Origin of the sequence: Lentzea roselyniae (assembly GCF_039537795.1) — a bacterium.
In the GTDB taxonomy this organism is placed as follows: Bacteria; Actinomycetota; Actinomycetes; order Mycobacteriales; family Pseudonocardiaceae; genus Lentzea; species Lentzea atacamensis.
The window spans coordinates 63,882-87,268 of sequence record NZ_BAABBE010000035.1 but is presented as its reverse complement, the minus strand read 5'-3'; the positions used below and the strand labels follow the sequence as shown (position 1 = coordinate 87,268).

The following is a 23,387-nucleotide window of genomic DNA, read 5'->3' as shown; positions in this document are numbered from 1 at the left end:
CCAGCACGTACAGTGCGGTAAGGAGGGTGTTCAGGTCTTTCGTCACACATTGATCTTGAACACCCTCCTCCCATGCCCCGGCACCGGGCCGACTTCACCCGAACTTCACGGAATCAGTCATCTAGCCCGTCAGGCGGCGTCCAGGGACGGCCACCGATTTTTCGCCCCCGCCCACAGGACGAACCCCGCGACGAGCACTTCCAAGACGCCGTACACGCCGATCTGCACGTCCGCCCTCGCGCTTTCTTCGACCAGCAACGACACGACGTACCCGATCCCCTTCGCGGCGAGCATCCCGAGGATGGAACCGAGCGCTGCCAGCCGGAGCCGCTGGACGAAGTCCGTCGTGAAGGTCAGGCCGCCGCACCAGATGCTGAACGCGACCATGCCGGGGATCAGGCCAGACACCACGAAGTCCAGCGACAGCGACACGTCCCAGCCCCCGAGCTTCACCGCCGCGATCGTCGCCCCGAAGGGCAGTGCGACCACGGCGCACACCCGCAGCACGATCCTGGTGACCACGCGTCCCCTCCCCCACGACGGCGGAAGGGGACTTTAACTCTTTTCAGCCGTGCGAGTGCTCGTGTTCCTCCAGGTGACCCGCGTCGTGGACGTGGGTGTGCGAGTGCGTTTCGCCGCCGTGCGTGTGGGTGTGCTCGTGCTCGACGTGGTCGTGGGCGTGCGACCCGTGCGGATGCGTGTGGGTCGTGTCGCCGTGGCTGTGCTCGTGGCTGTGGACACCATTGGTCATGCACCGGATGCTGGCACGGCCCCGGGCAGGCTGCAGTTGTTGCAACCTCCTGGCTGTCAGGTCTTCAGCACCGCTTCCACGATGACGTTGTTGCGATAACTGCCCGCGACGCGGTCGAAGTCGCCGCCGCAGGTCACCAGGCGCAGCTCTGACAGCGGTGTCGGGCCGTAGACGACGGCGGTCGGGAACGCGGTCTTCTCGGTCGAGTACGTGTGGTTCACGACGAACGTGAGCTTGCTGCCGTCCTCGCGCTCCACCAGGACCTCGGCACCGGGCCGCAGCTCGGGCAGCCGGTAGAACACGCCGGGTCCGGTCTTCGAGTCGACGTGGCCCGCGATCACGGCGGGACCGGCGTCGCCCGGCGCGACACCCTTGGCGTACCAGCCGGCCTTGTCGGCCCGCGTCGGCGGCTCCAGCACGCCCGCCGAGTCCACCTTGAGAGCTTCCAGCGAGGTCTCGACGCCGATCGACGGGATCCGCACCGTCACCGGCTCCGGCACCTCGTCGCCGCCGGGGCCCTTGACGACGTAGATCAGCGTGACCACGATGGCCGCGCCCATCACGAGCTTGCCCTTGCTCATCTCAGCCGAACCGGAAGAGCCTGCCGCGCACCGAGAACATCGCGACGCCCACGATGAGCGCGATGACCAGCGCGGTCACCCAGTCCCAGCCGCCCGCCATGCCGCCGAAGCCCGTCTCCTGGCCGCCGCCCGGGACGACCGCTGCGCCCTTCGCGTCGGTGCGCAGCTCGATGCGCAGCGCGCTGACCAGCAACGTGTAGACCGCGCCGGATTCGATCGTGGCCTCGAGGCGCGTGGAGTCCTTGCCGCGCGGCAGCACCTGCAGGGCGTTCGAGCCGGGCTGCAGGAGCGCATAGCCGGTCGTGGAGTTCGCCTGGACGTTGCGGTGCACGAACCCGCCGTCGCGCACCAGGTCCATCTCGGCGTCACCGGCGTTGATCACGCGCAGGCGGGCCTGGCCGCTGGGCGGCAGGCTGACGTCGTCCTCCAGCACCTTCATCGCCGAGGCGATGTCGATCACCGTGTACGCCCTGCCCACGCCCGCCCGCACCCCCACGGACCTCAGCACCGGCGACCCCGGATCGGAGCCCGCGATCCTGAACTCGATGACGTGGTCGCCCTGCTCGACCCGGCGGTAGTCGTAGAGCTGGGCCTGGTCGAGGGTGCCGAGCCGGACGCCGTCCAGGGTGGCGTCGACACGGGCGTGGTCCGCCGAGAAGTGTCCGAGGCGCACGTACGTGCCTGTCGCGGCGTGCGCGGGAGCGGCAGAGAGCAGCAGGAGCACCACGACGGCGAGCACTCGCACGCAGACCTCCCCTCATCGGACGCAACAACGATAACGCTCCTGATCAGCATCCGGTGAGGTCCGGCCGTCCACCTGGGCGCGTGACGGTGTCCCCGGAGGCCTTCACCGCGAGCCTGGCGGCCTCCGCGGGCCCGCCCCCACGGCTGAGCGCGAAGGTCAGCGCCGCCACGAACGCGTCGCCGCCCCCGGTCGTGTCCACCACCTCGACGTCCCCCAGCGGCACCACGAACTCACCGTCGTCCCACGCGAACACGTTGCCCACGTCGTCCACGGCGAACGCCACGAACCCAGGGCCGCGCTCCATCACCTCACGCGCCGCCCGCACGGCGTCGTCCGCGCCGGTGATCTTCCGGCCGGACAGCAGCTCGGCCTCCTGGTGGTCGGCGCGCACCACGTCCGCACACGCCAGCAGTTCGTCTCGCAGCCGTTCCGGCGACCCGTCGAGAACGACGCGCCCCCGCGCCGCCCGTGCCGCCTTCAGCGCCACCTCCGGCGGCTGCTGCAGCTGCAGGACGACGGCCCCGGCCTGAGCCATCACGTCCGGGTCGATGTCGCTCTCGGTGAGCAGGACGCCGTCCGGGAGGTCTTCGAGGTATCGCCACCCGCCGGCCACCACGTCGACGATCAGCCCGGTCGCACAGTCCGGCCGCCGCACGACGGAGCCGGTGTCGATCCCGTCCGCCGCCGCCCGCGCGATCAGCCGCTCGCCGACGTCGTCGTCGCCGACCACGCCCACGAGCCGCACCGGCGCGCCGAGCTGGGCCAGGCCGACCGCGATGTTCGCGCCCTTGCCGCCGAGCATCTCGCGGCGCTCGCGGACCGGCGCCGTGCCACCCGGACCCGGCACCTCGTCGACGACGAGGACCAGGTCCCGCGCTATCTGTCCCACCACGACGATCTCGTCCATCGCGGTGGAGTACCCCGAATCGCCGGACGAGACCTCAGCCCGGTGTGCACCGATCGGTGACGTCCTGTCCGTCCGGCAGCACAGCGAACAGGTCCACCGGCGTGCGCATCGACACCATCTCCGTGCGGTGCAAGCGTTTCAGGCGATCCCGGGCGACGACGACCTCCTGGCTGGAGGCGGTGAGCACGAGCACCGGCACGGCGCCCAGCTCGACGTGGGCTGCGACGCGGTGCGAGTTGCCGCGCCCGAACTTGAGCACCTTCCCGTACCGCACCAGGTAGAGCAGGTTCTCCTCGCCGCGCGAGTGCCTGAGCAGCGCCACCTCGCCGGTCTCCGCGTTGCGCCCCCAGGTCCCGTGGGACTTCGTGAGCCACCGGAAGCCGGTCCACGGCAGGCCGTGCACGTCGGTCGCGAGCACGGTCCAGCCCGGCTGGAAGTACTTCGCGAGCCTGATCTTCACGGTCGTCGCGGCGATGAACTCCGAGTTCTCCCGCCAGGTTCCGTCGAGCTCGAGCCGGCGCGCGATCTTCTGCACGGCCGGGTCCGGCACAGACCTGTCGTCCAGGCACACCTGGCACCGCGTCCGCCAGCCGACGCCGCACGAGCGTGCGACACCGCACCAGCCGCACCGGTAGATCTGCACGGCGGCGCCACCTGGCCGGTCGTGCACCAGCTTCATCTGATCCGACACGACCTGCAGGCACGGCGCGCACAAGGCGCACCACGCAACCTCGGTGACCTCCTTGCGCGGCAACCTGGTCATGCAGTTGATGCACTGCTTCACTTCGCCCTCCCCCGCAGGGAAGCCTATTCCAACGCCCTTCGCAGGCGCGAGGAGACAAGAGCGTGACGGGGATCGGTGACCGGGAGCATCAGGTGCAGCCGTTCGAGCACCTCGGCGTCCTCCGCGCTGTCCGCGAACGACAGCAGCGAGTCGACGTCTCCGGTGTCCAGCACGCCTCTTCGCACCGCGGCGGCGAGATCTGCCCGTTCCTCCCGCACGACCGGCGCGTCCGAACGGGGCAGCAGATCGCCGCTGTAGTGCCGGGTGGCCCGCCGCGCGTCGCCTGATCTCAGCGCCGTGCGCACGTCGAGGAAGTCGCCTCTGACCACCGCGTCCAGCCGGTACGGTCTGGTCAGCAGCACACCAGCGAGCTGAGCGCGCAACCTGTGCAGCTCGGCGCGGACCGTGGTCGGGTTCCCGCGTTCACCGTAGAGCAGCAAGGCGAGTTGTTCGGCGGTGAGCCCCTTGGGATGCAACGCGAGCGCCGTCAGCACCTCGGCGTTGCGCAGCGTCAGGACCAGCGGCCGCCCGTCCAGGTCGGCGTGCGGCCCGCCGAGGAAGTTCAGCGTCAGCACGTGCTCGCGCCGCACCAGGTGCTGCCGCAGGTGGTGCTCGGCCAGCGCGGCGGCGGCCGACACGAGCTGCGCGACGGCAGGGTGCATGGTCTTGAGCGGCCCGCTCACGTCGACCACGCCCAGCAGCAGTCCGCTGTGGGGGTCGTGGACGGGGCTCGCCGCGCACGTCCAGCCGTGGTAGGTCCGCACGAGGTGCTCGCGCGAGTGCACCGTGACGGGTTTGCCGGTGGCGAGGGCCGTGCCCATCGCGTTGGTGCCGATGGCGTCCTCGCTCCAGCGCGACCCCTCGGTGAGGTGGACGCGTTCGGCCTTGTGCCGCACCCGGTTGTCGCCCTCGCACCACAGGATGTGCCCGCGGGTGTCGGTGACGATCATGATCGTGTCGTCCATCGACAGGGTGTGCCGCAGCAGCGGCACCGTCGTCGCCAGCGGGTGCGTGCCGCGCAGGTCCGCGATCTCGTCGGGCGCGTAGACCACCGGCGCCTCGTGCCGGTCGGGGTCGACGCGCGCCGCGAGGGACCGCCGCCACGACTCGGCGATCACCGGCCGCGTTGCTTCGCCGAGGTCCGTCACCACTCCAGGATGACGGGCCTTCTGCGCCAAGCCGTTACTCCTTTCGGATGCAACGTGCGTGAAACGTTGCACTACCTAGCGTCGCCGTCAGTTCGCAACGATGCGGGAGGCGAGACAATGGGCAAGTACGCGGCTCCAGGACAACCCGGCAGCGTGGTGACGTACCGCGACCGGTACGACCACTTCATCGGGGGCGAGCACGTGCCGCCCGCCAAGGGCGAGTACTTCGCCAACCCCACCCCGGTCACCGGTGAGGAGTTCACCGAGATCGCCCGCGGCACCGCGGAGGACGTCGACCGCGCGCTCGACGCGGCCCACGGCGCCGCCCGCGCATGGGGCAGGACCTCCCCCGCCGACCGCGCCAACGTGCTCAACAAGGTCGCCGACCGCATAGAGGCCAACCTCGAGGCCCTGGCCGTCGCCGAGACGTGGGAGAACGGCAAGCCGATCCGCGAGACGCTGGCCGCCGACCTGCCGCTCGCGGTCGACCACTTCCGCTACTTCGCGGGCGTCATCCGCGCGCAGGAGGGCGGCATCTCGCAGATCGACGAAGACCTGGTGGCGTACCACTTCCAGGAGCCGCTCGGCGTCGTCGGCCAGATCATCCCGTGGAACTTCCCGTTGCTCATGGCGGTCTGGAAGCTCGCGCCGGCGCTCGCCGCGGGCAACGCGGTGGTCCTGAAGCCCGCCGAGCAGACGCCGGCGTCGATCCACGTGCTGATGGACCTGATCGCCGACCTGCTGCCACCGGGCGTCGTGAACGTGGTCAACGGTTTCGGCGTCGAGGCGGGCAAACCGCTGGCGTCCTCGCGGCGCGTGGCGAAGGTGGCGTTCACCGGCGAGACGACCACCGGCCGGTTGATCATGCAGTACGCCAGCGAGAACATCATCCCGGTCACGCTGGAGCTCGGCGGCAAGTCGCCGAACCTGTTCTTCTCCGACGTGGCGGCGCAGCGGGATGCCTTCTACGACAAGGCCCTCGAAGGCTTCACGATGTTCGCGCTGAACCAGGGTGAGGTCTGCACGTGCCCGTCGCGCGCGCTGATCCAGAGCGAGATCTACGACCAGTTCCTGGGCGACGCCCTGGAGCGCACCCGCGCCATCAAGCAGGGCAACCCGCTCGACACGGAGACGATGATCGGCGCGCAGGCGTCCAACGACCAGCTCGAGAAGATCCTTTCGTACATCGACATCGGCAAGCAGGAGGGCGCCCGCGTGCTCACCGGCGGCGAGCGCGCGGACCTCGGCGGCGAGCTGTCCGGCGGCTACTACGTGACGCCGACCGTCTTCGAGGGCCACAACAAGATGCGGATCTTCCAGGAGGAGATCTTCGGCCCGGTCGTCGCCGTCACGTCGTTCTCCGACTACGACGACGCCCTGAAAACCGCGAACGGCACCCTCTACGGCCTCGGCGCGGGCGTGTGGTCCCGCGACGGCTCCGTCGCCTACCGCGCGGGCCGCGACATCCAGGCGGGCCGCGTGTGGGTGAACAACTACCACGCCTACCCGGCACACGCGGCGTTCGGCGGCTACAAGCAGTCCGGCATCGGCCGCGAGAACCACCGCGTGATGCTCGACCACTACCAGCAGACCAAGAACCTGCTCGTCAGCTACTCCCCGAACGCCCTGGGCTTCTTCTGATGCCCCGCGTGGCACTGACCCGGGAGGCGGCGGACGTGCTCCGCCGCCTCCTGGCGGACCACGGCGACCTGATGTTCCACCAGTCCGGCGGCTGCTGCGACGGTTCCGCGCCCATGTGTTATCCCGCCGGGGAGTTCCGGACCGGTTCGTCGGACGTGCACCTCGGGGATCTCACGGTGGACTCGTCGGTCGTTCCTGTGTGGATGTCCGCGGCGCAGTTCGAGTACTGGAGCCACACGCATCTGACGATCGACGTGGTGCCGGGTCGTGGGAGCGGGTTCTCCTTGGAGGCGCCACTTGGAATGCGTTTCTTGGTGCGTTCACGACTTCTTGATGAGGTTGAGCTCTAGCATTCCCGCATGACCGTCCAATGCGGATGCTGCGGAGCCGAGATCACGACCACGGGCCGCATCGACTACCGGTTGAACCGCCCGGAGCAGCTGATCGGCGTGCCGGCTGAGCAACTCGGCGCGCCGACCGGCGGCCTGCTGGTCGGACCGGACGGCGACTCGTACCTCCGTTGCCTGCTCCCCGTTCGGCTGACCGGCGGAACCGAACTGGTGTTCGGCGCGTGGATGCAGATCAGCAAGGTCGACGCCATGTACGCGCATGCTGTGTGGGACAACGACAGTGAGTACGCGAACCTGCGCGTCGCCGGCACGTTCGCGAACTTCATCGCGCCGTGGGACCTGCTCGGCACCCCGGTCGAGGCGGCGGTCCTCAACGCCGACGAGCTGCCGTACTACACCTCGCACCCGCTGCTGGAGCGGGAATGGGACCGCGACGAGGTGCTGAGCTGCATCCGGCAGCCGCTGCCGATCCCCGTCCGCGAGACGCTGGGCGAGGTGTGGACCATCGAGCGGACCGCGGGCATGCGCTGCACGGTCGAAAACCTCACGGTGCACTTCACGAGCCCCGGCCGCCGGGTCAGCCTCGACGTCTACGCCGACCGCACCGGGGGCAGCTCGAGTGACTTCCTGGGCGCGGTTCTGGAGGGCTACCCCGCGAGCGCCGAGCACTCCGTCGAGCACATCGGTGCGGAGCTGCGGCACGCGTTCTGGCTCAGCGAGGTCATCGACGGCCACGAGGAGCAGGTGTTCCACGGGCACGTCGTCCGTCCCGGCACGATGCTGTCCGTGCGCATCGTCCACCGCTTCCCGGCTGACCGGGCGTGGGCGCAGCACGTGCTCAACAGCGTCCAGTACGTCGGCGCTACGAGGCCTGCCCGAAGGTGAGCCGCATGTCCCGCGTCGCGAAGCTGACCAGCGGCGTGCGGCCGGTGAGGTAGCCGAGCGGCCCGCCGGCCGGGAACATCCACGCGGCCCGCACCAGCCGGTACCGCCCGGACAGGCGCATCCTCGCGCGCACGTCGCGGCCGTCCAGCCGCTGTGCCGTCCAGCCCGCCGTGCTCCAGGTGCCGGGCAATGCCACGCCACCGGTCGCGGCCACGCACGCGATCGACGAGCCTTCACCGAACCGGGCTAGCCGCTTCGGGATCGCCCACAGCTCGCGGCCGCCCTGCCTGGACGCCTCGCTGTCGACCCAGATCTGCGGCACCGACACGGCCACTCCACCCCGGTCCCACACCGGCGTGGCCACCAGCAGCTCGTCGTAGGTGAGAGCGCTGCCCGGCTCGTACGACACGAACGCCACGGCCACGAACGCGTTGCCCGCCAAGGTGATCATCCGCGCACCCTCGGGCAGGTGGACATCGGGCACCAGCTCGCGCGGCACCCGGAAGACGGAGATCACGAGAGAGCCCCGCATGTGCCACGGTTCGGCTGGATACTGCACACCGACGACCGTACCGGGTCAGGCGGCGGCCCACCTGAGCCACCGGGACCCAACGTCAGGGCAATCCCAAGTTTGCGGGCGTGACCTGGACCACTAGTAGAGCCGGGCTCACGATTCCCGCCATGAACGTCCTGCTGGCATTCGCACTGGCCGCGAGCGTCACGACGCCCGCGCATCTGCCGCCAACGGCACCGTGCCCGGCGAACGTCCCCGCCGGCACCACCTGTTACGAGGGCAGGGACGCCAACGGCGCGTACTACACGATCGCCGTGCCGAAGAAGTGGAACAAGACGCTGGTCGTGCACTCGCACGGCGGTCCTGACCTGGGCGATCCCACGCCCGAGCGCACGCGTGACGACCTGAACCGCTGGGCCGTCATGGTCAAGGAGGGCTACGCCTGGGCGGGCACCTCGTACCGGCGCGGCGGTTACGGCACGCGGATGGCCGCGGAGGACACCGACAACCTGCGCAAGATGGTCAGCACGATGCTCAAGCCGCACAAGGTCTACCTCCACGGCCAGTCGTGGGGCGGCAACGTCGCGGCCAAGACCATCGAGCTGTACCAGGGCTACGACGCCGCACTGCTCACCAACGGCGTCATGGCGGGCGGCACCCGCGGCTACGACTACCGCGTCGACCTGCGCGTGGTCTACCAGTACTACTGCGGCAACCACCCGCGCCCGGCCGAGGTGCAGTACCCGCTGTGGCAGGGCCTGCGCGCCGGCTCCACGATGACCACGGCCGGGTTGCGCAGCCGCATCGAGGAATGCCTTGGCACAGCGGGCAACCGCACGCCCGAGCAGCAGCAGAAGCTCACCGACATCCTGACGGTGACGAAGATTCCCGAGGAGACGCTGAACTCGCACCTGAACTTCGCGACGTTCACGTTCCGCGACATCGTCCACAACCGCCTGGGCGGCAAGAACCCGTGGAGCAACACCGGCGTGACGTACCAGGGCTCGCACGACGACGCGGCCCTGAACGCCGGCGTGGAACGGTTCGCCGCCGACCCCGGGGCACGCGCCGCGCTCGCCCACGACAGCGACCTCACCGGGAAGATCGAGATTCCGGTGCTGTCGCTGCACGCGATCGGCGACCCCACGGCGTTCGTGGAGCACGAGTCCGCCTACCGGGACACGGTGCGCAAGGCCGGGCGGTGGTGGAACCTCGTGCAGACGTTCACGAACGAGGCCACGCACAGCACCCTCAGCGACTCCGAGTACGCCACGGCCATGCAGGCGTTGCAGGCGTGGGAGAAGCGGGGGCTGCGCGCCAACCCCTACCTGATCGCGGCCGCCTGTCCGCGCCACGACGGCAAGTACGGCACGGGCTGCTACTTCAACCCCGGCTACAAGCCCGCACCGTACGAGTCACGGGTGCTGCCCAGGGCTTGAGCGCAGGAAGCTCCGCACGAGATCGAGCACCGGGCCGGGCGCGTCGAGCTGCACGAGGTGCCCGGCGCCCGGCACCAGGTGCAGGCCCGCCCCGGGAATCGCGCCGGCCAGCTGCTCGCCCCTGGCCGGCGGGATCCACTCGTCGTCCGCGCCCCAGCACACGGTCACCGGGATCGTGATGTCGCCGTACCGGGGTTCGATCTCGTCGGTGTACCGCTGGTCGGCCTGCGCGATCTGGCGGTAGAAGGCGGGCTGCCCCGCCGCGCCGGTCCACGGCGTCACCAGTCCGTCGAGCACCTCGGGGGCGATCCCGGGACTGCTGGCCGAGCGCACGTACTCACGCACCAACGCCTCGTGCAGGTTGCCCGGCAACCGTTCGAACACCGCGGCGTGCTCGTGCACCAGCCGGAAGAACGGCGACCCCCACGGCGCCACGGCGACCGGGTCGAGCAACGCGAGCGCGGCGTATTCGGCGCCGTGCACCAGATGTGCGCGCAAGGCGACCGCACCGCCGAAGTCGTGGGCCACCACGTGCGGCCGGGCGAGCCCCCACTCGGTCAGCAGATCGGCGAAGATCCGGCCCTGGGCCCGCAACGAGACGTCCTGTCCCTGTCTCATCTCCGAGCGGCCGTAACCGAGCATGTCCCAGACGAACACCTCGTGGTCGGCGGCCAGGTCCGCGGCCACGTCCCGCCACACGAACGAACTGAACGGCGTGCCGTGCAGGAGCACCACCGGCCGCCCCGCGCCGATCCTGGCCCAGCGCACCACGCCGTTCGGGGTGACGAACTCCTCTGGCAGGTTCCAGTTCATCAGCCCGACGCTACCCAAGATCGCCCGGTGTCGCGAAGGTCACCGGAAAACCCTTGACCTCTACCAAAGTCGAGGTACGACGATCTTGGACATGACCGACACCGCGGAAATCGAGAAGCTCGTCGCCACCGTCCAGCACGCCCAGCAGAACGAGCTCCCTGAAGAGTTCATCGGCCTCTTCAGAGAGGACGCGATCTGGACCACCGCGCACGGCAAGCGGCTCACGGGCCGCGACGAGATCGCCTCCTTCACCCGCAAGGTCCTGCCCGGCGCGATGAAGGAAGCGCTCGCCACCTACGAGGTGACGCACGTGCTGTTCATCCGGCCCGACGTCGCGGCGGTGAAGATCCGCCAGCGTCCGGTCAAGCTGGACGGCACGCCCATCACCGACCAGAACGAGGGATCGCCGCTCTACGTCCTGTCCAAAGAGGATGGTGAGTGGAAGATCGCCGCCGGGCAGAACACCGTTGTGCTCTAGCGGTTCTGCAGGCGCTTCACGTTGTCACCGAACGTCCAGCTCTTCGAACCGTCCCAGTTGATCGACCAGGTCATCAGGCCCTTGAGCTGGCCGCCGAAGCTGTTCCACGCCTGCCCGACCAGCGAGGGGCTCATGTAGCCGCCACCGGCACCCGGCTGCGCGGGCAGGCCCGGCACCTGCTTGTCGTAGGGCACCCTGATCGTGGTGCCCTGCACGACCAGGCCGCGGTTGAGGCACTGGGTCTGGGCGACGAAGCCCTGCACGGTGCCCGCCTGGTAGCTGTCACCGGAACAGCCGTACATGGAACCGTTGTAGTACTGCATGTTCAGCCACCAGAGACGGCCGTTGTCCGCGTACTTCTTGATGATCGGCAGATACGCGCCCCAGATGGAGCCGTAGACGATGCTGCCACCCGTCACGTACGCGGTCTCCGGCGCCATCGTCAGGCCGAAGCCCGGCGGCATCGCGGCGAGGACACCGTCGATGATGCGGATCAGGTTGGCCTGCGAGGCGGACAGCTGGCTGATGTTGCCACTGCCCACCAGGCCCGTCTCGATGTCGATGTCGATGCCGTCGAAGTTGTACTTCTTCAGGATCGGCACGACCGTGGCGACGAACCGGTTGGCCACCGTGGCCGAGCTCAGGTCGATACCCGCCGTCGCGCCACCGATCGACAGCAGGATCGTCGCGCCCGCCGCCTTCGCCGCGCACATCTCGGCGGGCGTCGCGACCTTGACGCCGGTGTCCATGCCGTCCTCCCAGAGCACGGTGCCGTCGGAACGGATGACGGGGAACGCCGCGTTGATCACGTTGTAGCCGTGCTGCTTGATGCGGCTGTCGGTGATCGGGGTCCAGCCGAACGGCGGGTGGACCCCGTTCGCCGCGCCGTCCCAGTTCTCCCAGTACCCGTGCAGGACCTTGCCCGCCGGGCGGGGCTTGAGCGCGCACGTGTCGGCGGCCTGCGCGGCAGACGGGACGAGCACGACGGAAATGAGCAGAAGCAGGGCTGTCAGTGCCGATCGGGCAGACATTCGCTCACCTTTCGCGTTCAGGCGGCGACCCGATGTCATTGAAGCACGAAATGGTCCAGACCTCTAGCCGTCGCCCGTAACGGAACGTGGCCGGGTGACGACTCTCCCGGCATGCATCGCGAACGGGGGCGCCCGATGCCCGGCAAGCCGGCGGAGGCGGTCACGATCACCGTCGACGGCCACCGGAGCACAGCGCTCCCCGGTACGCCGTCGCTCGGTGCCGCCCTCGCCGCCGGTCTGCTGCTCGGGTTCACCCGCTCTGCCGCGCTCAGACTCGCCCTGTTGTTCGCGGTCGCCTCCTCCGTGACAGCGGAGGTGATCGGCCTGACGCTCAACGGCGCTTCCTCGATCAAAAGCACGGGACCGACCACGGTGCAGATGCTCGTCGGCACGCTCATCGCGTACGCGCTCGCCCTGGCTGTGATCGCCGGGTTTCTCCGGTACGCCGGGCGCCACTCGCTCTACCCGTTCACCGCCTACCTGCTGGTGCTCTGCGGGCTCGTGGTCACCGCGGTCGCGACGGGCGTCCTCTCGGCCTCCTGACCAGCTCCACCACGCGTGGAAGCCGGGCCTCAGAACCCTAGGGCCTCCTCCGAGACCTTCCACAGCTGGGCCGCGGACTCCGGGTCCTGGGCGTACGGCGCCACGCCGGAGAGCACGCCACCGGTGTGCGGCAGCGCCTCGTTGCAGTCCTCGAAGTACTTGCCGGACAAGCCCTCCAGCAGCGGCGTGGTCGCTACCACCAGGGTGGTGGCGGCGCCCTGCTCCGGCGTCTTCACCCGGCGCTTGGTCTCGGCGTCGTTCCGGCGGATGACCTCCTGCAGCTGTTCCGCGGTGAGGTGGCGCTGCAGGTTGGTGGCGATGCTGCCGGGCATCAGCGCGTTCATCGTGACGCCCTCGGAGGCCCAGCGCCGGCCGGCCTCGACGCCGAACAGGATGTTCGCCGTCTTGGACTGGCCGTACGCCTGCCAGCGGTCGTACTCGCGGTGCTCGTAGTGGATGTCCTCGAACACGACGTCGCCCATGAGGTGTGCGGACGAGCTCACGTTGACCACGCGGGCGCCCTCGGCGCGCAGGGAGTTGAACAGGCCCAGGGTCAGCGTGAAGTGGCCGAAGTGGTTCGTGGCGAACTGGAGCTCCCAGCCCTCCGGTGTGCGGGTCAACGGGGTGGCCATGACTCCCGCGTTGTTGACCAGCAGGTGCAGCGGGCCGTCCCAGATGCGCACGAACGCCTTCACCGACTCCTGCGACGCCAGGTCGAGGCGTGCGACCGAGATCTTCTTGTTGCCCGTGGCGGTGGTCAGCGACGACGCCACGCGCTGGCCCGCGTCGATGTCGCGCGCCGCGATGGTGACTTCGGCGCCCGCCGTGGCGAGCGCGCGGACGGTCTCGACGCCGATGCCCGACGCCCCGCCGGTGACGACGGCGCGGCGGCCGGAGAGGTCGACTCCCTCCACCACGTCCAGCGCGGTGGTCTCGAAGCCGTAGCCGGTGGTGATCATGCGGGTTCCCCGATCTTGAGCGTTTCCTCGGAGACCTGCCACAACTGGGCCGCGGCCTCCTGGTCGTGTGCGTAGACGGCGAGGCCGTTGGGCATGCCGTCGGCGTGGGGCAGCGCCTCCTCGCAGTCTTCGAAGTAGAGGCCGGAACGGCCCTCGACGAGCGGGGAGACGGCGAGCACCAGCGTGGTGGCCGCGCCCTGCTCGGGCGTCTTGAGCTGCATCGGCTTGCCGGCGGCGCCACGCAGCCGGCGGCGCTCCTCGAGGTCCTCCCGCGTGATGTGCCGCTGCAGAGCCGTCAGGATCCCGCCCGGCATCAGCGCGTTCATCGTGATGCCCTCGCCGGCCCAGCGCTTGCCCGCCTCGACGCCGAACAGGACGTTCGCCGTCTTGGACTGGCCGTACGCCTGCCAGCGGTCGTACTCGCGGCGCTCGAAGTGGATGTCGTCGAACACCACGGGGCTCGACAGGTGAGCGGCCGAGCTGACGTTCACGACGCGGGCTCCCTCGGCGCGCAGCGCGCCGAACAGGCCCAGCGTCAGGGCGAAGTGGCCGAAGTGGTTCGTGGCGAACTGGAGCTCCCAGCCCTCCGGGGTGCGGGTCAGCGGCGTGGCCATGACGCCCGCGTTGTTGATCAGCAGGTGCAGCGGGCCGTCCCACGAGCGGACGAACTCCTGCACCGAGTCCTGCGAGGTCAGCTCCAGCGGAGCGACGAAGATCCGGTCGTTGCCGGTGGCGGCGGACAGTTCCGCGGCGACCTTCCGGCCCGCCTCGGCGTTGCGCGCCGCGATGGTGACCTCGGCGCCCGCGGCGGCCAGCGCCCGCACGGTCTCGACGCCGATGCCCGACGCCCCACCGGTGACCACGGCGCGACGGCCCGAGAGGTCGACGCCCTCGACGACCTCGAGAGCGGTGGTCTCGAAACCGAACGGGGTGGTGATGCGCTCACTCATCGAATTCCCCAACCTGTGTCGTACACTGAAACGGAGGTTCCTCCGGTTCGAGTTCCACAGTAAACGGAGGAGCCTCCGGTTAGCAAGTGGCGTGACCCACAGGAGTTGAAAGTGCGTGCTGACGCTGTCCGCAACCGCGAGTTGCTGCTCGAGGTGGCGCTCGACGCGTTCACCCACGAGAAGGACGTGACGCTCGGCGCCATCGCCAAGAAGGCCGGCGTCGGCATCGGCACGCTCTACCGGCACTTCCCCACCCGCGAGGCGCTGATCGAGGCCGTCTACCGCACCGAGCTGGAAAAGCTCTGCGACGCAGCCCTCGAGCTGCTGGAAACCCTCGGCCCGGAGGCGGCCCTGCGAGAGTGGATGGACCGCTTCATCGCCTACGCCGCAACGAAGCGCGACCTCAAGGAAGCGCTGCAGGCCGTGATCGCGCTGGGCATCAACCCGTTCGAGCAGAGCCGCGCGAAGATGACGGAGGCGGTGTCACTGCTGCTGAAACCGCTGGGCGCCACGACGGATCCCATGGACCTGTTGGCGCTGCTCGTCGGCGTCGCCCAGAACGGCGACCAGGATCAGGCCAGGCGAATGCTGGACCTGATCATGGCCGGGGTCCTGCACGGCGCTGCTCGAACCGCTCGATGAGCGACGGCACCTCACCCAGCAGGAACTCGTAGAAGTCCCGCATGTAGATCAACCGCTCACGCGCCGGCCCCGGCTCGACGGTGGCGACGCCCCGCGCCACGGCCGACAGGATGTCGTCGATCGGGGCGTGCTGCCTGCCGTAGAGCGTGGTCCACGCGCGATCGCGCATCCGGTAGTGCTCACGACGGCTGCCCGGCGCCGCCACCCGCTCGATCAGCCCCATCTGCATGACCGTCTTGACGGCACCGGACACGGACCCCGCGCTCGCGCCCAGCTCCGCGCCCAGGTCACCCGCGGTCAGCGACGGCTCGTCGGTGAACAGGAACGCCGCCAGCACCCGCGCCGCCATCCGCTGCATCCCCGCACCGACCAGGGTGAGCGCCAGGTGCTCCGCGGCGTCCTTGCGGGCCGCCCGCTTCCGCTCTGTCTCGCCCGTCACACCAAACCTGTCTGCCTTCAGAAATTTCTGAACGTTCGCTAGCCTCAATCCTAGGGGAAGGGGCTGGACATGGCCACGGCACTCGTGGTGGGCGCCGGAATCGCGGGCCTCGCGACCGCGCTCCGGCTGACCCGCAGCGCATGGGACGTCGTCGTGCTCGACCACGGCAAACATCACGACCCCGTGCCGCTGCGAGGCCCGGACCGGCACGCCGCCCGCCGGTTGGCCGCCCTGCCCTACCCGCTGCACTACGAGACGCGCCACAGCACCGTCATCGCGCTGCAGCCCGACCGGTTCGGCGTCACGGTCGCGTTCAACGACCACGACGACGAGTGGTTCGACATCGTCGTGTGCGCCCAGCCGTGCTGCCAGGCCGACCGATTACCCGGACTGCGCCTCGAGTCCTGGTCCCGCGACCACGTGGCACTGCTCTACCGGGCCGTGCGCGACACCGGAATCCCGCTGTCCGCGGCCGAGTTGCTCGCCGACGCGTTCGACCTCCACCACGACGACCACGCGGCGTTTTCTTGGTGGGAGACCACCTTGAGGCCACACGCGATTAGGCGGGCCTTTACCGGCGTTCGGTAGATCTGCTGGTCATGACCACGTTACGGAGACGTACCTTCATCGTGGGCGGCCTCGCGGGAGCGAGCGCTGGAGTCCTCGTTCCCAGGCTGGCCAACGCGATCAGCTACCCCTTCACGCTGGGTGTCGCGTCCGGCGAGCCGGCTGCCGACGGGTTCGTGATCTGGACCCGCCTCGCCCCCAACCCGTTGAACGCCGACGGCCTGGGCGGCATGCCGAACACCAACACCGCCGTCGACTGGCAGGTCGCCACCGACGAACGCTTCACGAGCATCGCCCGCACCGGCACGTTCACGACGACGCAGGCGAGTGCCCACTCCGTCCACGTCACCCTCACCGGCCTGGAACCGGGCCGCGAGTACTGGTACCGCTTCCGCACCGGTGGCCACATCTCCCCCGTCGGCCGCGCCCTCACCGCACCGGCCGTCGGCACCTCGCCCGAGCTGAGCATGCTCTTCGCCTCGTGCTCGCACTACGAGGAGGGCTACTTCACCGCCTACCGCAGGATGGCGGAAGAGCACCCCGACCTGATCCTGCACCTCGGCGACTACATCTACGAGGGCGCCGCCACGACCACGAAGGTCCGCGAGTTCGCGCCCGCCGCCGAGATCAGCACGCTGGCCAACTACCGCGTCCGCCACGCCCAGTACAAGACCGACCCGGACCTGCAGGCCGCGCACGCCACCGCGCCCTGGCTGGTCGTCTGGGACGACCACGAGGTCGAGAACAACTACGCCAACCTGATCCGCAACGACACCAACCCCGCAGGCGACTTCAAGGCCCGCCGCGCGGCCGCGTACAAGGCCTACTACGAGCACATGCCGCTGCGCAGCGCACAGGCCCCCACCGCGGAGAACATGTTGCTGCACCGCAGGGTCCGCTGGGGCAGCCTCGCCACGTTCCACATGCTCGACACCCGCCAGTACCGCACCGACCAGGCGTGCGGTGACGGCTCGAAGGTCTGCCCGGAAGCCGACAATCCCTCACGAACCCTCACCGGCACCTCGCAGGAGACGTGGCTGATCGACGGCCTCCGCCAGAAGCTCGGCACCTGGGACTTCCTGGGCCAGCAGGTGTTCTTCGCCCAGAGGCTCAACAGCGCTGACGGCGCGAGGAGCATGGACGCGTGGGACGGCTACACCGCCAACCGCACCCGCATCCAGAACGCGTGGGACACCAACGGCAACAAGGGCACCGTCGTGCTCACCGGCGACGTGCACCGCAGCTGGGCCGCGAACCTCATGCAGAACTACGGCACGCAGAACCGGATCATCGGCACCGAGCTCGTCACCACGTCGATCACGTCCGGCGGTGACGGCAACGCGGCCGACAACAGCCTCAACCCGACGCTGAACCCGCACGTGAAGTACTTCAAGAACCTGCGCGGCTACGTCCGCACCCGCACCACCTCCACGCAGATGAACGTGGACTTCCGCGCCGTCGACAGGGTCACCGTCCGCGACTACCCGGTGAAGACGGTCGGCAGCTACGTCGTCGAAGCCACCAACCCCGGATTGCAGGCGCCGTGAAGACACTGCTGATCGCGAGCCTCCTGCTCGCCCCCGCGCCCATCACGTGGTCCACGGTCAACAGCGAGTCGAGCGGCGACCAGGACAACGCGTCCGTCTCGGCCACCCGCAACGGCTACACGGCCGTCGTGTGGGAGGACGACCGCGACTCCACCAACCCCGAGGACCCGATCCACTCCGACATCTGGATCCGCCTCTACAAGGAGGGCACCTCCCTCTACGAGAAGAAGCTGAGCACCGGCGGCACCGGCAACTGGCGTCACTGGCAGCCCGACGTGTCGCTGCACGAGAACGGCACCGCCGTCGTCGTGTGGTCGGAAGACCCGGACGGCAACGGTTACTACAACATCGCGGTCCGCTCGGTCAGCGCCGGCGGCACCGTGTCGGGCTCCGGCACGGCCAACGCGAGCTCCGACGGCCAGCAGCACTTCCCCAGCGTCGCGGCCGACCCGGACACCGGCGGCTTCGCGGTGACGTGGGAGGACAAGCAGGGCACCAACCCGCCCACCGTGCGCGTGAGCGGGTTCGCGTCCATCTCGTCCAAGACCTACGAGGCCCAGGTCAACAACGCGGGCGGCACCCACGCCAAGCCCCAGGTGGCCATGGGCGCCGCGGGCAACGCGATCGTGGTGTGGGAGGCCGACGCCAACGTCGCCCGCAAGATCCTCACCCCGTCCGGCGGCGTGAAGCAGGCGCAGACCACGACGGGGCAAGGCAAGCGCCCCGCCGTGGCGGCCAACTTCAACGGCGACTTCGCGGTCGCCTGGGAGCAGTCCGGTGTCCGCACCCAGTCCTTCACCGCGGCCGGGGCATCGCGTGGCGCCGTCGCCCAGACCACCGGCACCGACCCGCAGATCGGCATCGACGACCAGCTCGGCGTCGCGGTGACCACGGCGGAGGCACAGGACGTCTACACCCACGTCTACAACCCCGACGGCACCACCACCGGCCGCCCCGCGCGGCAGCTCACCGTCTCGAACGCCACCGGCAGGCAGGACGAGCCCGCCGTCGGCGTCGATCCGTGGGGCCGAGTCAGCATCGTCTACACCGACGACAACGACGGCAACGGGCACGACCAGATCTACCTCGGCACCGGCCTGACCACCCAGGCCTGGTAGCTCAGCGCAGACAGTTCAGCGCTGGTCGAGTGGCCGGCGTCGCTGGTGGACATCCGCCAGCGACGCCGGCTTCCACCACCCCTGCACGTCGTAGGTGTCCACGCCCGGCGGCACGATCTCGTCGATCCGGTCCAGCACGTCGTCTGTCAGCACCAGCGAAGCGCCCTCCAGCAACGACTCCAGCTGCTCCATCGTGCGCGGCCCGGTGATCGCCGAGGTCACCGCCGGATGCGTGGTCGCGAACGCGATCGCCAGCGCAGGCAGCGACACCCCCATCTCGTCGGCGAGCTTCGCGAACTGCTCCACCGCGTCGAACTTCGCCGCGTTCTCCGGCAACGTCTCGTCGAACCGCCGCGGGTGCAACGTGGACCGGAACGCCTCAGCCGCCGCGCCACGCCGGTGCTTGCCCGTCAGGAACCCACCCGCCAGCGGGCTCCACACCAGCACCCCCATCCCGAGTCGCCGGCACGTCGGCAGCACAGACCGCTCGATCCCTCTCGCCAGCAACGAGTACGGCGGCTGCTCGGTCCGGAACCGCAGGAACCCGCGGTTCATCGACACGTGGTACGCCTCGACGATCTCCTCCGCCGGGAACGTCGAACACCCGAACGCCCGGATCTTCCCGTCCCGCACCAGATCCGTCAGCACCGACAGCGTTTCCTCGATGTCGGTCGTGTAGTCCGGCCGGTGCACCTGGTACAGGTCGATCCAGTCGGTGCCGAGCCGGCGCAGGCTGTCCTCGACGGCCCTGACGACGTACCGGCGCGAGTTGCCGCTGCGGTTGCGGCCTTCACCCAGCGGGAAGTGCACCTTGGTGGCGAGCACGACGTCGTCCCTGCGGTCCTTCAACGCCTTGCCGACGATCTCCTCGGACTCCCCGGCCGAGTACATGTCGGCGGTGTCGACGAAGTTGATGCCGGCGTCGAGTGCGCGGTGGATGATCCGCACGCCCTCGTCGTGGTCCTTGTTGGCGACATCTCCGAACATCATGGCACCGAGGCAGTGGTGGCTGACCTCGATGCCGGTTCCCCCGAGTACGCGATAACGCATGGTCATGCCGCAAAACCTAGGAACTAGAGTCGCCTCTAGGTCAAGAACCTATGCTCGGGGCATGAGCTTGAGCATCGGGCAGGTGGCCGAACGCACCGGGCTGAGCGTGCACGCGCTGCGGTTCTACGAGAAGGAGGGCATCCTCGCCAACGAGGTCCACAGAGGACCGGGCGGGCGCCGGGTCTACACGCAGCAGGACGTCGACTGGCTGCGCATGTGCATCATGCTGCGGATGTCCGGAATGCCGGTGCCGGAGATCCGCCGCTACACCGAGCTGGTCCGCCAGGGCGACGGCAACGAGCTGCAGCGCCTCGAGATCCTCAAGGAACACCAGGAGCGCGTGCGTCAGCAGATGGCGCAGCTCCAGGAGTGCATGGACCTGATCACCTACAAGGTGGGCATCTACGAGGATTACGTCAATTCGATCGCCACCAGAGCGGTCGGCCAATAATCTCGGGCGCATGCCCGTCGTGCTCTCGCTGAACATCGCCCAGAAGACGATCCCGGTCGACTACGCCAAGACGGGCGCGACCGCGATCGACAAACGCCCGGTGGACGGGCCGCTGGAGGTGAGCCCGCCCGGACCGAAGGGCACAGCGGGCAGCGGCGTCCAGGGCGACCAGATCGGCGACTGGAACCACCACGGCGGCGACTACCAGGCCGTTTACGGCTACGCCCGTGAAGACCTCGACTTCTGGCAGGCCGAGCTGGGCGTCGACCTCCACAACGGCCAGTTCGGCGAGAACCTGACGACGCAGGGCATCGACCACACGCACGCCCTCGTGGGCGAGCGGTGGCGGGTCGGCACCGCGTTGCTGGAGGTCTCCGCGCCACGCGTGCCGTGCCGCACGTTCGCGGGCTTTCTCGGGCAGAGCGGCTGGGTGAAGCGGTTCACGCAGGAGGCGCGGCCCGGCGCGTACTTCCGCGTGATCGAGGCGGGACTGATTGCGCCAGGCGACGAGATCACCGTCGTCCACCGGCCCGGCCACGACGTCACGGTCGAGATGTTCTTCCGCGCCGTCACCACGGACGCGGACCTGCTCCCCCGCCTTCTGGAGGCGGGTGACTCGGTGCCGCCCGACGTGATCGAGCTGGTGCACAGGCGCAGGGTCGTCGAGCTCGACTCCTGACGACCGGATGTGGGCACCGCTCCGCGAAAGGAACGGCGCCCACGAGCACTACTGGACGGGGAAGCGCCTCACCCACCGCTTCTGCCACGGTGTTTCCACCGCGCGCCGGTGGTAGTTCGCGCGTGTCCACGCCACGGCTTCGTCCGCCGGCACGCCCGCCAGGACGGCGAGGCACGAGATGACCGTGCCGGTGCGTCCGACGCCACCGCTGCAGGCGACCTCGACGCGTTCGCCGGACAGTGCGCGGGCGTGCAGGGCGCGAATCACCCTGATCGCGGCGTCGTGATCACGCGGAAGACGGAAGTCCGGCCAGTCGATCCAGTCGTGCGGCCACGGCATGTCGACAGGTCGTGGCTGCAGGTACACCCCGTACTGGGGGTGCGGGTCCACGATCTTGCCGTCGCGCAGGCCACGCCCGGTGATCACGGCCCCGTCGGGCAGTTCGACGATCTTCACGAACAGTTCCCCCAAACAGTCTTCGTTTCGTGAAGTGTAGGAAAGCCCGTCAGACGGACAGCAGCACGACCAGCGGCGGGACACCTTCCGCCGCCACGCCTCCCCACGCCTGGTTGCGCGGCCTGCTCATCGCCAGCTGATCGGCCACCGCCAGCACGACGCTGCCCAGCAGCATGAACCACGACACGTAGATCACCAGCGTGCGCCCGACCAGCTCGTGCCCCGAATGCACGGCGATGAGCCCGGCGATCAGGCCACCGGCCAGGAACAGGTTGTAGAACCCCACCCCGAACGCCCACAGCCGGATCGCCGGCACGTCCTGCGCGGGCTGCCGGAACACCGAGTAGTGCACGCGGTGGATCAGAAACGCCTCCCACACCCACACGACCAGGTGCACGAGCACGGCCACCCCCGCCGCGACCTGCGCCACGACGCTCATTGCGTCACCCCGTGGCGTCCCAAAGCCTCCAGCCCGTGCGAAGACAGGTCGCGGAAGAACGCGCTCATCACGTCACCCACGGCGAACGCCAGGAACTGCACCGAGGGCGTGTGCACGGTGAACGTGTGCGGTGCGTTGGGTGGGATGACGATGGCGGAGCCCGGCGAAAGGTCGTGCAGCTCGCCGTCGAGCAACACGGCCATGCGCCCGTGCACCACGTAGTAGGCCTTGGGCCACGGCGTGCGGTGCGGTGGCGCAGCCTCGCCTCGCGGCGCGTCCACCTCGAACAGCTCGAACGCGCCGCCGGTGTGCTTCCCGGAGATCCGGACGGTGATCGTCGCGTCGGGCGAGGTCAGTTCCTCGCCCTCGCCTGCGGTGCTCACAACACGGGTGCTCATCATGCCGAGCAGCGTCCGTCTCCCCGGGCAACCCCGGACATCCCGCAAATCTGGGATGCCCGGACCACACGACGGCGGCGCATACTGCGAACCATGTGGGAAGGCCGGGCGCAGGGCGTGCGGCGCGAGGTGACAGCGCTGGCGAGCGCCGGGCTGGACGTCGCGCAGCTGCACGCGGCGGCCATCGCCCTGGTCGACCGGGTGGTTCCGTGCGAGCTCGCCTGCTGGGCCTCCATGGACCCCGACTCGGGCGCGATCAGCTCGATGACCAGCGGCGCCAACCGCATCCCGCAGCAGTACGAGCCACTCCTCGCGAGCGTCGAGCACACACCGGGCGAGCCACACACGTTCGCGGCCCTCGCCCAGCGCGGCGACACCGTGGCAAGGCTGGGGGACAAGCGCTCGACGCGGCTCAACGAGGTCTGGCGCCCGCTCGGGCTCAGCCACGAGCTGCGCGCGCTGTTCCGCGCCGACGACACGTGCTGGGGAGCGGCGGGCATGGTGCGCACGAGCGACTTCAGCGAGCGCGAGCTGGAGTTCATCGCGTCGGTGGCACCCGCGCTGGGATCGGCGACCAGGGTCGCAGCGCGAACAGCGGCCAGACGGGACGGCGCACCCGCCATCGTCGTCGTGGCGGAGGACGGCACGATCCGCGCGACGACCGCCTCCGCGACACGGTGGCGCGAAGAGCTGGAGGAGATCGCGCCGGGCAGGTTCGCCGTGATGATGCGCGCCGCCGCGGCCGGCACCCGCGCCGGGACGTTCAAGGCGCGAGTCCGCGACGCGCACGGCGGCTGGATCCTCCTCGAGGCCAGCGAGCTCGTCAGCACCGACGGCGTGGAGGCCGCGGTGACGATCAGCCGGGCGTCCGGCACGGAGCTGACCGGGTTGCTGCTGAAGGCCCACGGGGTGACCGCGCGCGAGCGGGACATCTGCCACGAGGTGCTGGCCGGCCAGTCGACGGCGGAGATAGCGGCACGGCTCGCCATCTCGCCGTACACCGTCCAGGACCATCTCAAATCGGTCTTCGCGAAGTTCGGCGTGCGCAGCCGGGCAGAGCTCGTCGCGAAGCTGTCGTAGCA

The 23,387-nt window shown here is 69.5% G+C and carries 30 protein-coding genes; 13 read left to right on the top strand and 17 right to left on the bottom strand.

The window, feature by feature from the left end:
- Positions 1-129: 129 nt before the first annotated feature.
- The 7 genes from ABFX45_RS39305 to ABFX45_RS39275 are packed head-to-tail and all read right to left on the bottom strand — an operon-like array spanning position 130 to position 4,946.
- Complete coding sequence (locus tag ABFX45_RS39305) at positions 130-522, bottom strand: hypothetical protein (RefSeq protein WP_109641346.1); 393 nt, start codon at positions 520-522, stop codon at positions 130-132.
- A gap of 43 nt (positions 523-565) precedes the next feature.
- Positions 566-751, bottom strand: a complete 186-nt coding sequence (locus ABFX45_RS39300) for a zinc transporter Slc39a7 (protein ID WP_112225614.1) — start codon at positions 749-751, stop codon at positions 566-568.
- Positions 752-807: 56 nt separating this feature from the next.
- Positions 808-1,332 carry a class F sortase gene (locus tag ABFX45_RS39295; RefSeq protein WP_346135858.1) on the bottom strand — a complete coding sequence of 175 codons (525 nt, stop codon included), beginning with the start codon at positions 1,330-1,332 and terminating at the stop codon, positions 808-810.
- Position 1,333: 1 nt separating this feature from the next.
- A complete protein-coding gene (locus ABFX45_RS39290) occupies positions 1,334-2,077 on the bottom strand; it encodes a DUF4397 domain-containing protein (RefSeq protein ID WP_346135856.1) in 744 nt (247 codons plus the stop codon).
- Positions 2,078-2,120: 43 nt separating this feature from the next.
- Positions 2,121-2,984, bottom strand: coding sequence for a PfkB family carbohydrate kinase (locus ABFX45_RS39285; RefSeq protein ID WP_346135855.1), 864 nt, complete (start codon positions 2,982-2,984; stop codon positions 2,121-2,123).
- 34 nt (positions 2,985-3,018) lie between these two features.
- Positions 3,019-3,768, bottom strand: coding sequence for a hypothetical protein (locus tag ABFX45_RS39280; RefSeq protein ID WP_346135853.1), 750 nt, complete (start codon positions 3,766-3,768; stop codon positions 3,019-3,021).
- Positions 3,769-3,791: 23 nt separating this feature from the next.
- A complete protein-coding gene (locus tag ABFX45_RS39275; protein WP_109641352.1) occupies positions 3,792-4,946 on the bottom strand; it encodes a GAF domain-containing protein in 1,155 nt (384 codons plus the stop codon).
- Between the two features lie 87 nt (positions 4,947-5,033).
- Here ABFX45_RS39275 and adh point away from each other — a divergent pair, with 87 nt between their 5' ends.
- From adh to ABFX45_RS39260, 3 genes are read left to right on the top strand one after another with little or no spacing between them, the layout of a single operon-like run.
- The gene (gene adh, locus ABFX45_RS39270; protein ID WP_346135850.1) at positions 5,034-6,557 is read left to right on the top strand and encodes an aldehyde dehydrogenase; all 1,524 of its coding nucleotides are present in this window, start codon (positions 5,034-5,036) and stop codon (positions 6,555-6,557) included.
- A complete protein-coding gene (locus tag ABFX45_RS39265) occupies positions 6,557-6,907 on the top strand; it encodes a DUF779 domain-containing protein (RefSeq protein ID WP_170155295.1) in 351 nt (116 codons plus the stop codon). Before adh ends, ABFX45_RS39265 begins: the two co-directional genes overlap by 1 nt.
- A 9-nt stretch (positions 6,908-6,916) precedes the next feature.
- Positions 6,917-7,792: a hypothetical protein gene (locus tag ABFX45_RS39260; protein WP_109641354.1), complete on the top strand. Its 876-nt coding sequence runs from the start codon at positions 6,917-6,919 to the stop codon at positions 7,790-7,792.
- Here ABFX45_RS39260 and ABFX45_RS39255 read toward each other — a convergent pair.
- Complete coding sequence (locus ABFX45_RS39255) at positions 7,770-8,351, bottom strand: acetoacetate decarboxylase family protein (RefSeq protein ID WP_109641355.1); 582 nt, start codon at positions 8,349-8,351, stop codon at positions 7,770-7,772. The two genes, ABFX45_RS39260 and ABFX45_RS39255, sit on opposite strands and share 23 nt — an antisense overlap.
- Before the next feature lie 122 nt (positions 8,352-8,473).
- Between ABFX45_RS39255 and ABFX45_RS39250 the strand changes: the two genes are divergently transcribed.
- On the top strand, positions 8,474-9,745 hold the full coding sequence (locus tag ABFX45_RS39250) for an alpha/beta hydrolase (protein WP_346135847.1): 1,272 nt from the start codon (positions 8,474-8,476) through the stop codon (positions 9,743-9,745).
- Here the strand turns inward: ABFX45_RS39250 and ABFX45_RS39245 are convergent.
- Complete coding sequence (locus ABFX45_RS39245; RefSeq protein WP_346135845.1) at positions 9,722-10,558, bottom strand: alpha/beta fold hydrolase; 837 nt, start codon at positions 10,556-10,558, stop codon at positions 9,722-9,724. The genes ABFX45_RS39250 and ABFX45_RS39245 overlap by 24 nt on opposite strands.
- Before the next feature lie 91 nt (positions 10,559-10,649).
- Here ABFX45_RS39245 and ABFX45_RS39240 point away from each other — a divergent pair, with 91 nt between their 5' ends.
- Entirely contained in the window at positions 10,650-11,036 is a 387-nt protein-coding gene (locus ABFX45_RS39240; protein ID WP_346135843.1) for an SgcJ/EcaC family oxidoreductase, read from the top strand.
- On the opposite strand, the gene ABFX45_RS39235 is transcribed toward ABFX45_RS39240, so the two are convergent.
- A complete protein-coding gene (locus ABFX45_RS39235) occupies positions 11,033-12,067 on the bottom strand; it encodes a chitinase (protein ID WP_346135841.1) in 1,035 nt (344 codons plus the stop codon). The two genes, ABFX45_RS39240 and ABFX45_RS39235, sit on opposite strands and share 4 nt — an antisense overlap.
- A gap of 111 nt (positions 12,068-12,178) precedes the next feature.
- Here ABFX45_RS39235 and ABFX45_RS39230 point away from each other — a divergent pair, with 111 nt between their 5' ends.
- Entirely contained in the window at positions 12,179-12,610 is a 432-nt protein-coding gene (locus ABFX45_RS39230) for an undecaprenyl-diphosphate phosphatase (RefSeq protein WP_346135839.1), read from the top strand.
- 29 nt (positions 12,611-12,639) lie between these two features.
- Here ABFX45_RS39230 and ABFX45_RS39225 read toward each other — a convergent pair whose 3' ends face one another.
- Both ABFX45_RS39225 and ABFX45_RS39220 read right to left on the bottom strand, forming a co-directional pair.
- A complete protein-coding gene (locus ABFX45_RS39225; RefSeq protein WP_346135837.1) occupies positions 12,640-13,569 on the bottom strand; it encodes an SDR family NAD(P)-dependent oxidoreductase in 930 nt (309 codons plus the stop codon).
- Complete coding sequence (locus ABFX45_RS39220) at positions 13,566-14,519, bottom strand: SDR family NAD(P)-dependent oxidoreductase (protein WP_346135835.1); 954 nt, start codon at positions 14,517-14,519, stop codon at positions 13,566-13,568. The genes ABFX45_RS39225 and ABFX45_RS39220 overlap by 4 nt, the downstream gene beginning before the upstream one ends.
- 111 nt (positions 14,520-14,630) lie before the next feature.
- On the opposite strand from ABFX45_RS39220, the gene ABFX45_RS39215 reads away from it, so the two are divergent.
- Positions 14,631-15,161: a TetR/AcrR family transcriptional regulator gene (locus tag ABFX45_RS39215; RefSeq protein WP_346135833.1), complete on the top strand. Its 531-nt coding sequence runs from the start codon at positions 14,631-14,633 to the stop codon at positions 15,159-15,161.
- Here ABFX45_RS39215 and ABFX45_RS39210 read toward each other — a convergent pair.
- On the bottom strand, positions 15,118-15,600 hold the full coding sequence (locus tag ABFX45_RS39210; RefSeq protein ID WP_346135831.1) for a GbsR/MarR family transcriptional regulator: 483 nt from the start codon (positions 15,598-15,600) through the stop codon (positions 15,118-15,120). The genes ABFX45_RS39215 and ABFX45_RS39210 overlap by 44 nt on opposite strands.
- A gap of 69 nt (positions 15,601-15,669) precedes the next feature.
- Between ABFX45_RS39210 and ABFX45_RS39205 the strand changes: the two genes are divergently transcribed.
- From ABFX45_RS39205 to ABFX45_RS39195, 3 genes are read left to right on the top strand one after another with little or no spacing between them, the layout of a single operon-like run.
- Positions 15,670-16,188 (top strand): FAD-dependent oxidoreductase, encoded by a 519-nt coding sequence (locus ABFX45_RS39205; RefSeq protein ID WP_346135829.1) that lies wholly within the window; start codon positions 15,670-15,672, stop codon positions 16,186-16,188.
- Between the two features lie 11 nt (positions 16,189-16,199).
- The gene (locus ABFX45_RS39200; protein WP_346135827.1) at positions 16,200-17,714 is read left to right on the top strand and encodes an alkaline phosphatase D family protein; all 1,515 of its coding nucleotides are present in this window, start codon (positions 16,200-16,202) and stop codon (positions 17,712-17,714) included.
- Positions 17,711-18,832, top strand: coding sequence for a hypothetical protein (locus ABFX45_RS39195; RefSeq protein WP_346135824.1), 1,122 nt, complete (start codon positions 17,711-17,713; stop codon positions 18,830-18,832). The genes ABFX45_RS39200 and ABFX45_RS39195 overlap by 4 nt, the downstream gene beginning before the upstream one ends.
- 15 nt (positions 18,833-18,847) lie before the next feature.
- Here the strand turns inward: ABFX45_RS39195 and ABFX45_RS39190 are convergent, their stop codons facing one another.
- Complete coding sequence (locus ABFX45_RS39190; protein ID WP_112226262.1) at positions 18,848-19,882, bottom strand: aldo/keto reductase; 1,035 nt, start codon at positions 19,880-19,882, stop codon at positions 18,848-18,850.
- Between the two features lie 61 nt (positions 19,883-19,943).
- On the opposite strand from ABFX45_RS39190, the gene ABFX45_RS39185 reads away from it, so the two are divergent.
- A complete protein-coding gene (locus ABFX45_RS39185) occupies positions 19,944-20,333 on the top strand; it encodes a MerR family transcriptional regulator (RefSeq protein ID WP_109641367.1) in 390 nt (129 codons plus the stop codon).
- Between the two features lie 10 nt (positions 20,334-20,343).
- Positions 20,344-21,012: an MOSC domain-containing protein gene (locus ABFX45_RS39180; protein ID WP_346135822.1), complete on the top strand. Its 669-nt coding sequence runs from the start codon at positions 20,344-20,346 to the stop codon at positions 21,010-21,012.
- 48 nt (positions 21,013-21,060) lie between these two features.
- On the opposite strand, the gene ABFX45_RS39175 is transcribed toward ABFX45_RS39180, so the two are convergent.
- Genes ABFX45_RS39175 through ABFX45_RS39165 form a run of 3 tightly spaced genes read right to left on the bottom strand, consistent with a single transcriptional unit; the run spans position 21,061 to position 22,308 of the window.
- A complete protein-coding gene (locus ABFX45_RS39175) occupies positions 21,061-21,462 on the bottom strand; it encodes a protein-tyrosine phosphatase family protein (RefSeq protein ID WP_215732242.1) in 402 nt (133 codons plus the stop codon).
- A 55-nt stretch (positions 21,463-21,517) separates the two neighbouring features.
- Positions 21,518-21,907: a DUF1304 family protein gene (locus ABFX45_RS39170; RefSeq protein WP_112225628.1), complete on the bottom strand. Its 390-nt coding sequence runs from the start codon at positions 21,905-21,907 to the stop codon at positions 21,518-21,520.
- Positions 21,904-22,308: a cupin domain-containing protein gene (locus tag ABFX45_RS39165; protein WP_170166302.1), complete on the bottom strand. Its 405-nt coding sequence runs from the start codon at positions 22,306-22,308 to the stop codon at positions 21,904-21,906. Before ABFX45_RS39165 ends, ABFX45_RS39170 begins: the two co-directional genes overlap by 4 nt.
- Positions 22,309-22,398: 90 nt before the next feature.
- Between ABFX45_RS39165 and ABFX45_RS39160 the strand changes: the two genes are divergently transcribed.
- Positions 22,399-23,385, top strand: a complete 987-nt coding sequence (locus tag ABFX45_RS39160; protein ID WP_112225629.1) for a response regulator transcription factor — start codon at positions 22,399-22,401, stop codon at positions 23,383-23,385.
- Positions 23,386-23,387 lie beyond the last annotated feature (2 nt).

What these genes read in the sequence shown, in the direction of transcription:
- ABFX45_RS39300 (WP_112225614.1), bottom strand. Translation starts at nt 751, where the DNA reads ATGACCAATGGTGTCCACAGCCACGAGCACAGCCACGGCGACACGACC.
- ABFX45_RS39295 (WP_346135858.1), bottom strand. Translation starts at nt 1,332, where the DNA reads ATGAGCAAGGGCAAGCTCGTGATGGGCGCGGCCATCGTGGTCACGCTG.
- ABFX45_RS39285 (WP_346135855.1), bottom strand. Translation starts at nt 2,984, where the DNA reads ATGGACGAGATCGTCGTGGTGGGACAGATAGCGCGGGACCTGGTCCTC.
- adh (WP_346135850.1), top strand. Translation starts at nt 5,034, where the DNA reads ATGGGCAAGTACGCGGCTCCAGGACAACCCGGCAGCGTGGTGACGTAC.
- ABFX45_RS39265 (WP_170155295.1), top strand. Translation starts at nt 6,557, where the DNA reads ATGCCCCGCGTGGCACTGACCCGGGAGGCGGCGGACGTGCTCCGCCGC.
- ABFX45_RS39260 (WP_109641354.1), top strand. Translation starts at nt 6,917, where the DNA reads ATGACCGTCCAATGCGGATGCTGCGGAGCCGAGATCACGACCACGGGC.
- ABFX45_RS39250 (WP_346135847.1), top strand. Translation starts at nt 8,474, where the DNA reads ATGAACGTCCTGCTGGCATTCGCACTGGCCGCGAGCGTCACGACGCCC.
- ABFX45_RS39245 (WP_346135845.1), bottom strand. Translation starts at nt 10,558, where the DNA reads ATGAACTGGAACCTGCCAGAGGAGTTCGTCACCCCGAACGGCGTGGTG.
- ABFX45_RS39240 (WP_346135843.1), top strand. Translation starts at nt 10,650, where the DNA reads ATGACCGACACCGCGGAAATCGAGAAGCTCGTCGCCACCGTCCAGCAC.
- ABFX45_RS39235 (WP_346135841.1), bottom strand. Translation starts at nt 12,067, where the DNA reads ATGTCTGCCCGATCGGCACTGACAGCCCTGCTTCTGCTCATTTCCGTC.
- ABFX45_RS39230 (WP_346135839.1), top strand. Translation starts at nt 12,179, where the DNA reads ATGCATCGCGAACGGGGGCGCCCGATGCCCGGCAAGCCGGCGGAGGCG.
- ABFX45_RS39225 (WP_346135837.1), bottom strand. Translation starts at nt 13,569, where the DNA reads ATGATCACCACCGGCTACGGCTTCGAGACCACCGCGCTGGACGTGGTG.
- ABFX45_RS39220 (WP_346135835.1), bottom strand. Translation starts at nt 14,519, where the DNA reads ATGAGTGAGCGCATCACCACCCCGTTCGGTTTCGAGACCACCGCTCTC.
- ABFX45_RS39205 (WP_346135829.1), top strand. Translation starts at nt 15,670, where the DNA reads ATGGCCACGGCACTCGTGGTGGGCGCCGGAATCGCGGGCCTCGCGACC.
- ABFX45_RS39200 (WP_346135827.1), top strand. Translation starts at nt 16,200, where the DNA reads ATGACCACGTTACGGAGACGTACCTTCATCGTGGGCGGCCTCGCGGGA.
- ABFX45_RS39190 (WP_112226262.1), bottom strand. Translation starts at nt 19,882, where the DNA reads ATGCGTTATCGCGTACTCGGGGGAACCGGCATCGAGGTCAGCCACCAC.
- ABFX45_RS39185 (WP_109641367.1), top strand. Translation starts at nt 19,944, where the DNA reads ATGAGCTTGAGCATCGGGCAGGTGGCCGAACGCACCGGGCTGAGCGTG.
- ABFX45_RS39180 (WP_346135822.1), top strand. Translation starts at nt 20,344, where the DNA reads ATGCCCGTCGTGCTCTCGCTGAACATCGCCCAGAAGACGATCCCGGTC.
- ABFX45_RS39170 (WP_112225628.1), bottom strand. Translation starts at nt 21,907, where the DNA reads ATGAGCGTCGTGGCGCAGGTCGCGGCGGGGGTGGCCGTGCTCGTGCAC.
- ABFX45_RS39165 (WP_170166302.1), bottom strand. Translation starts at nt 22,308, where the DNA reads ATGATGAGCACCCGTGTTGTGAGCACCGCAGGCGAGGGCGAGGAACTG.
- ABFX45_RS39160 (WP_112225629.1), top strand. Translation starts at nt 22,399, where the DNA reads ATGTGGGAAGGCCGGGCGCAGGGCGTGCGGCGCGAGGTGACAGCGCTG.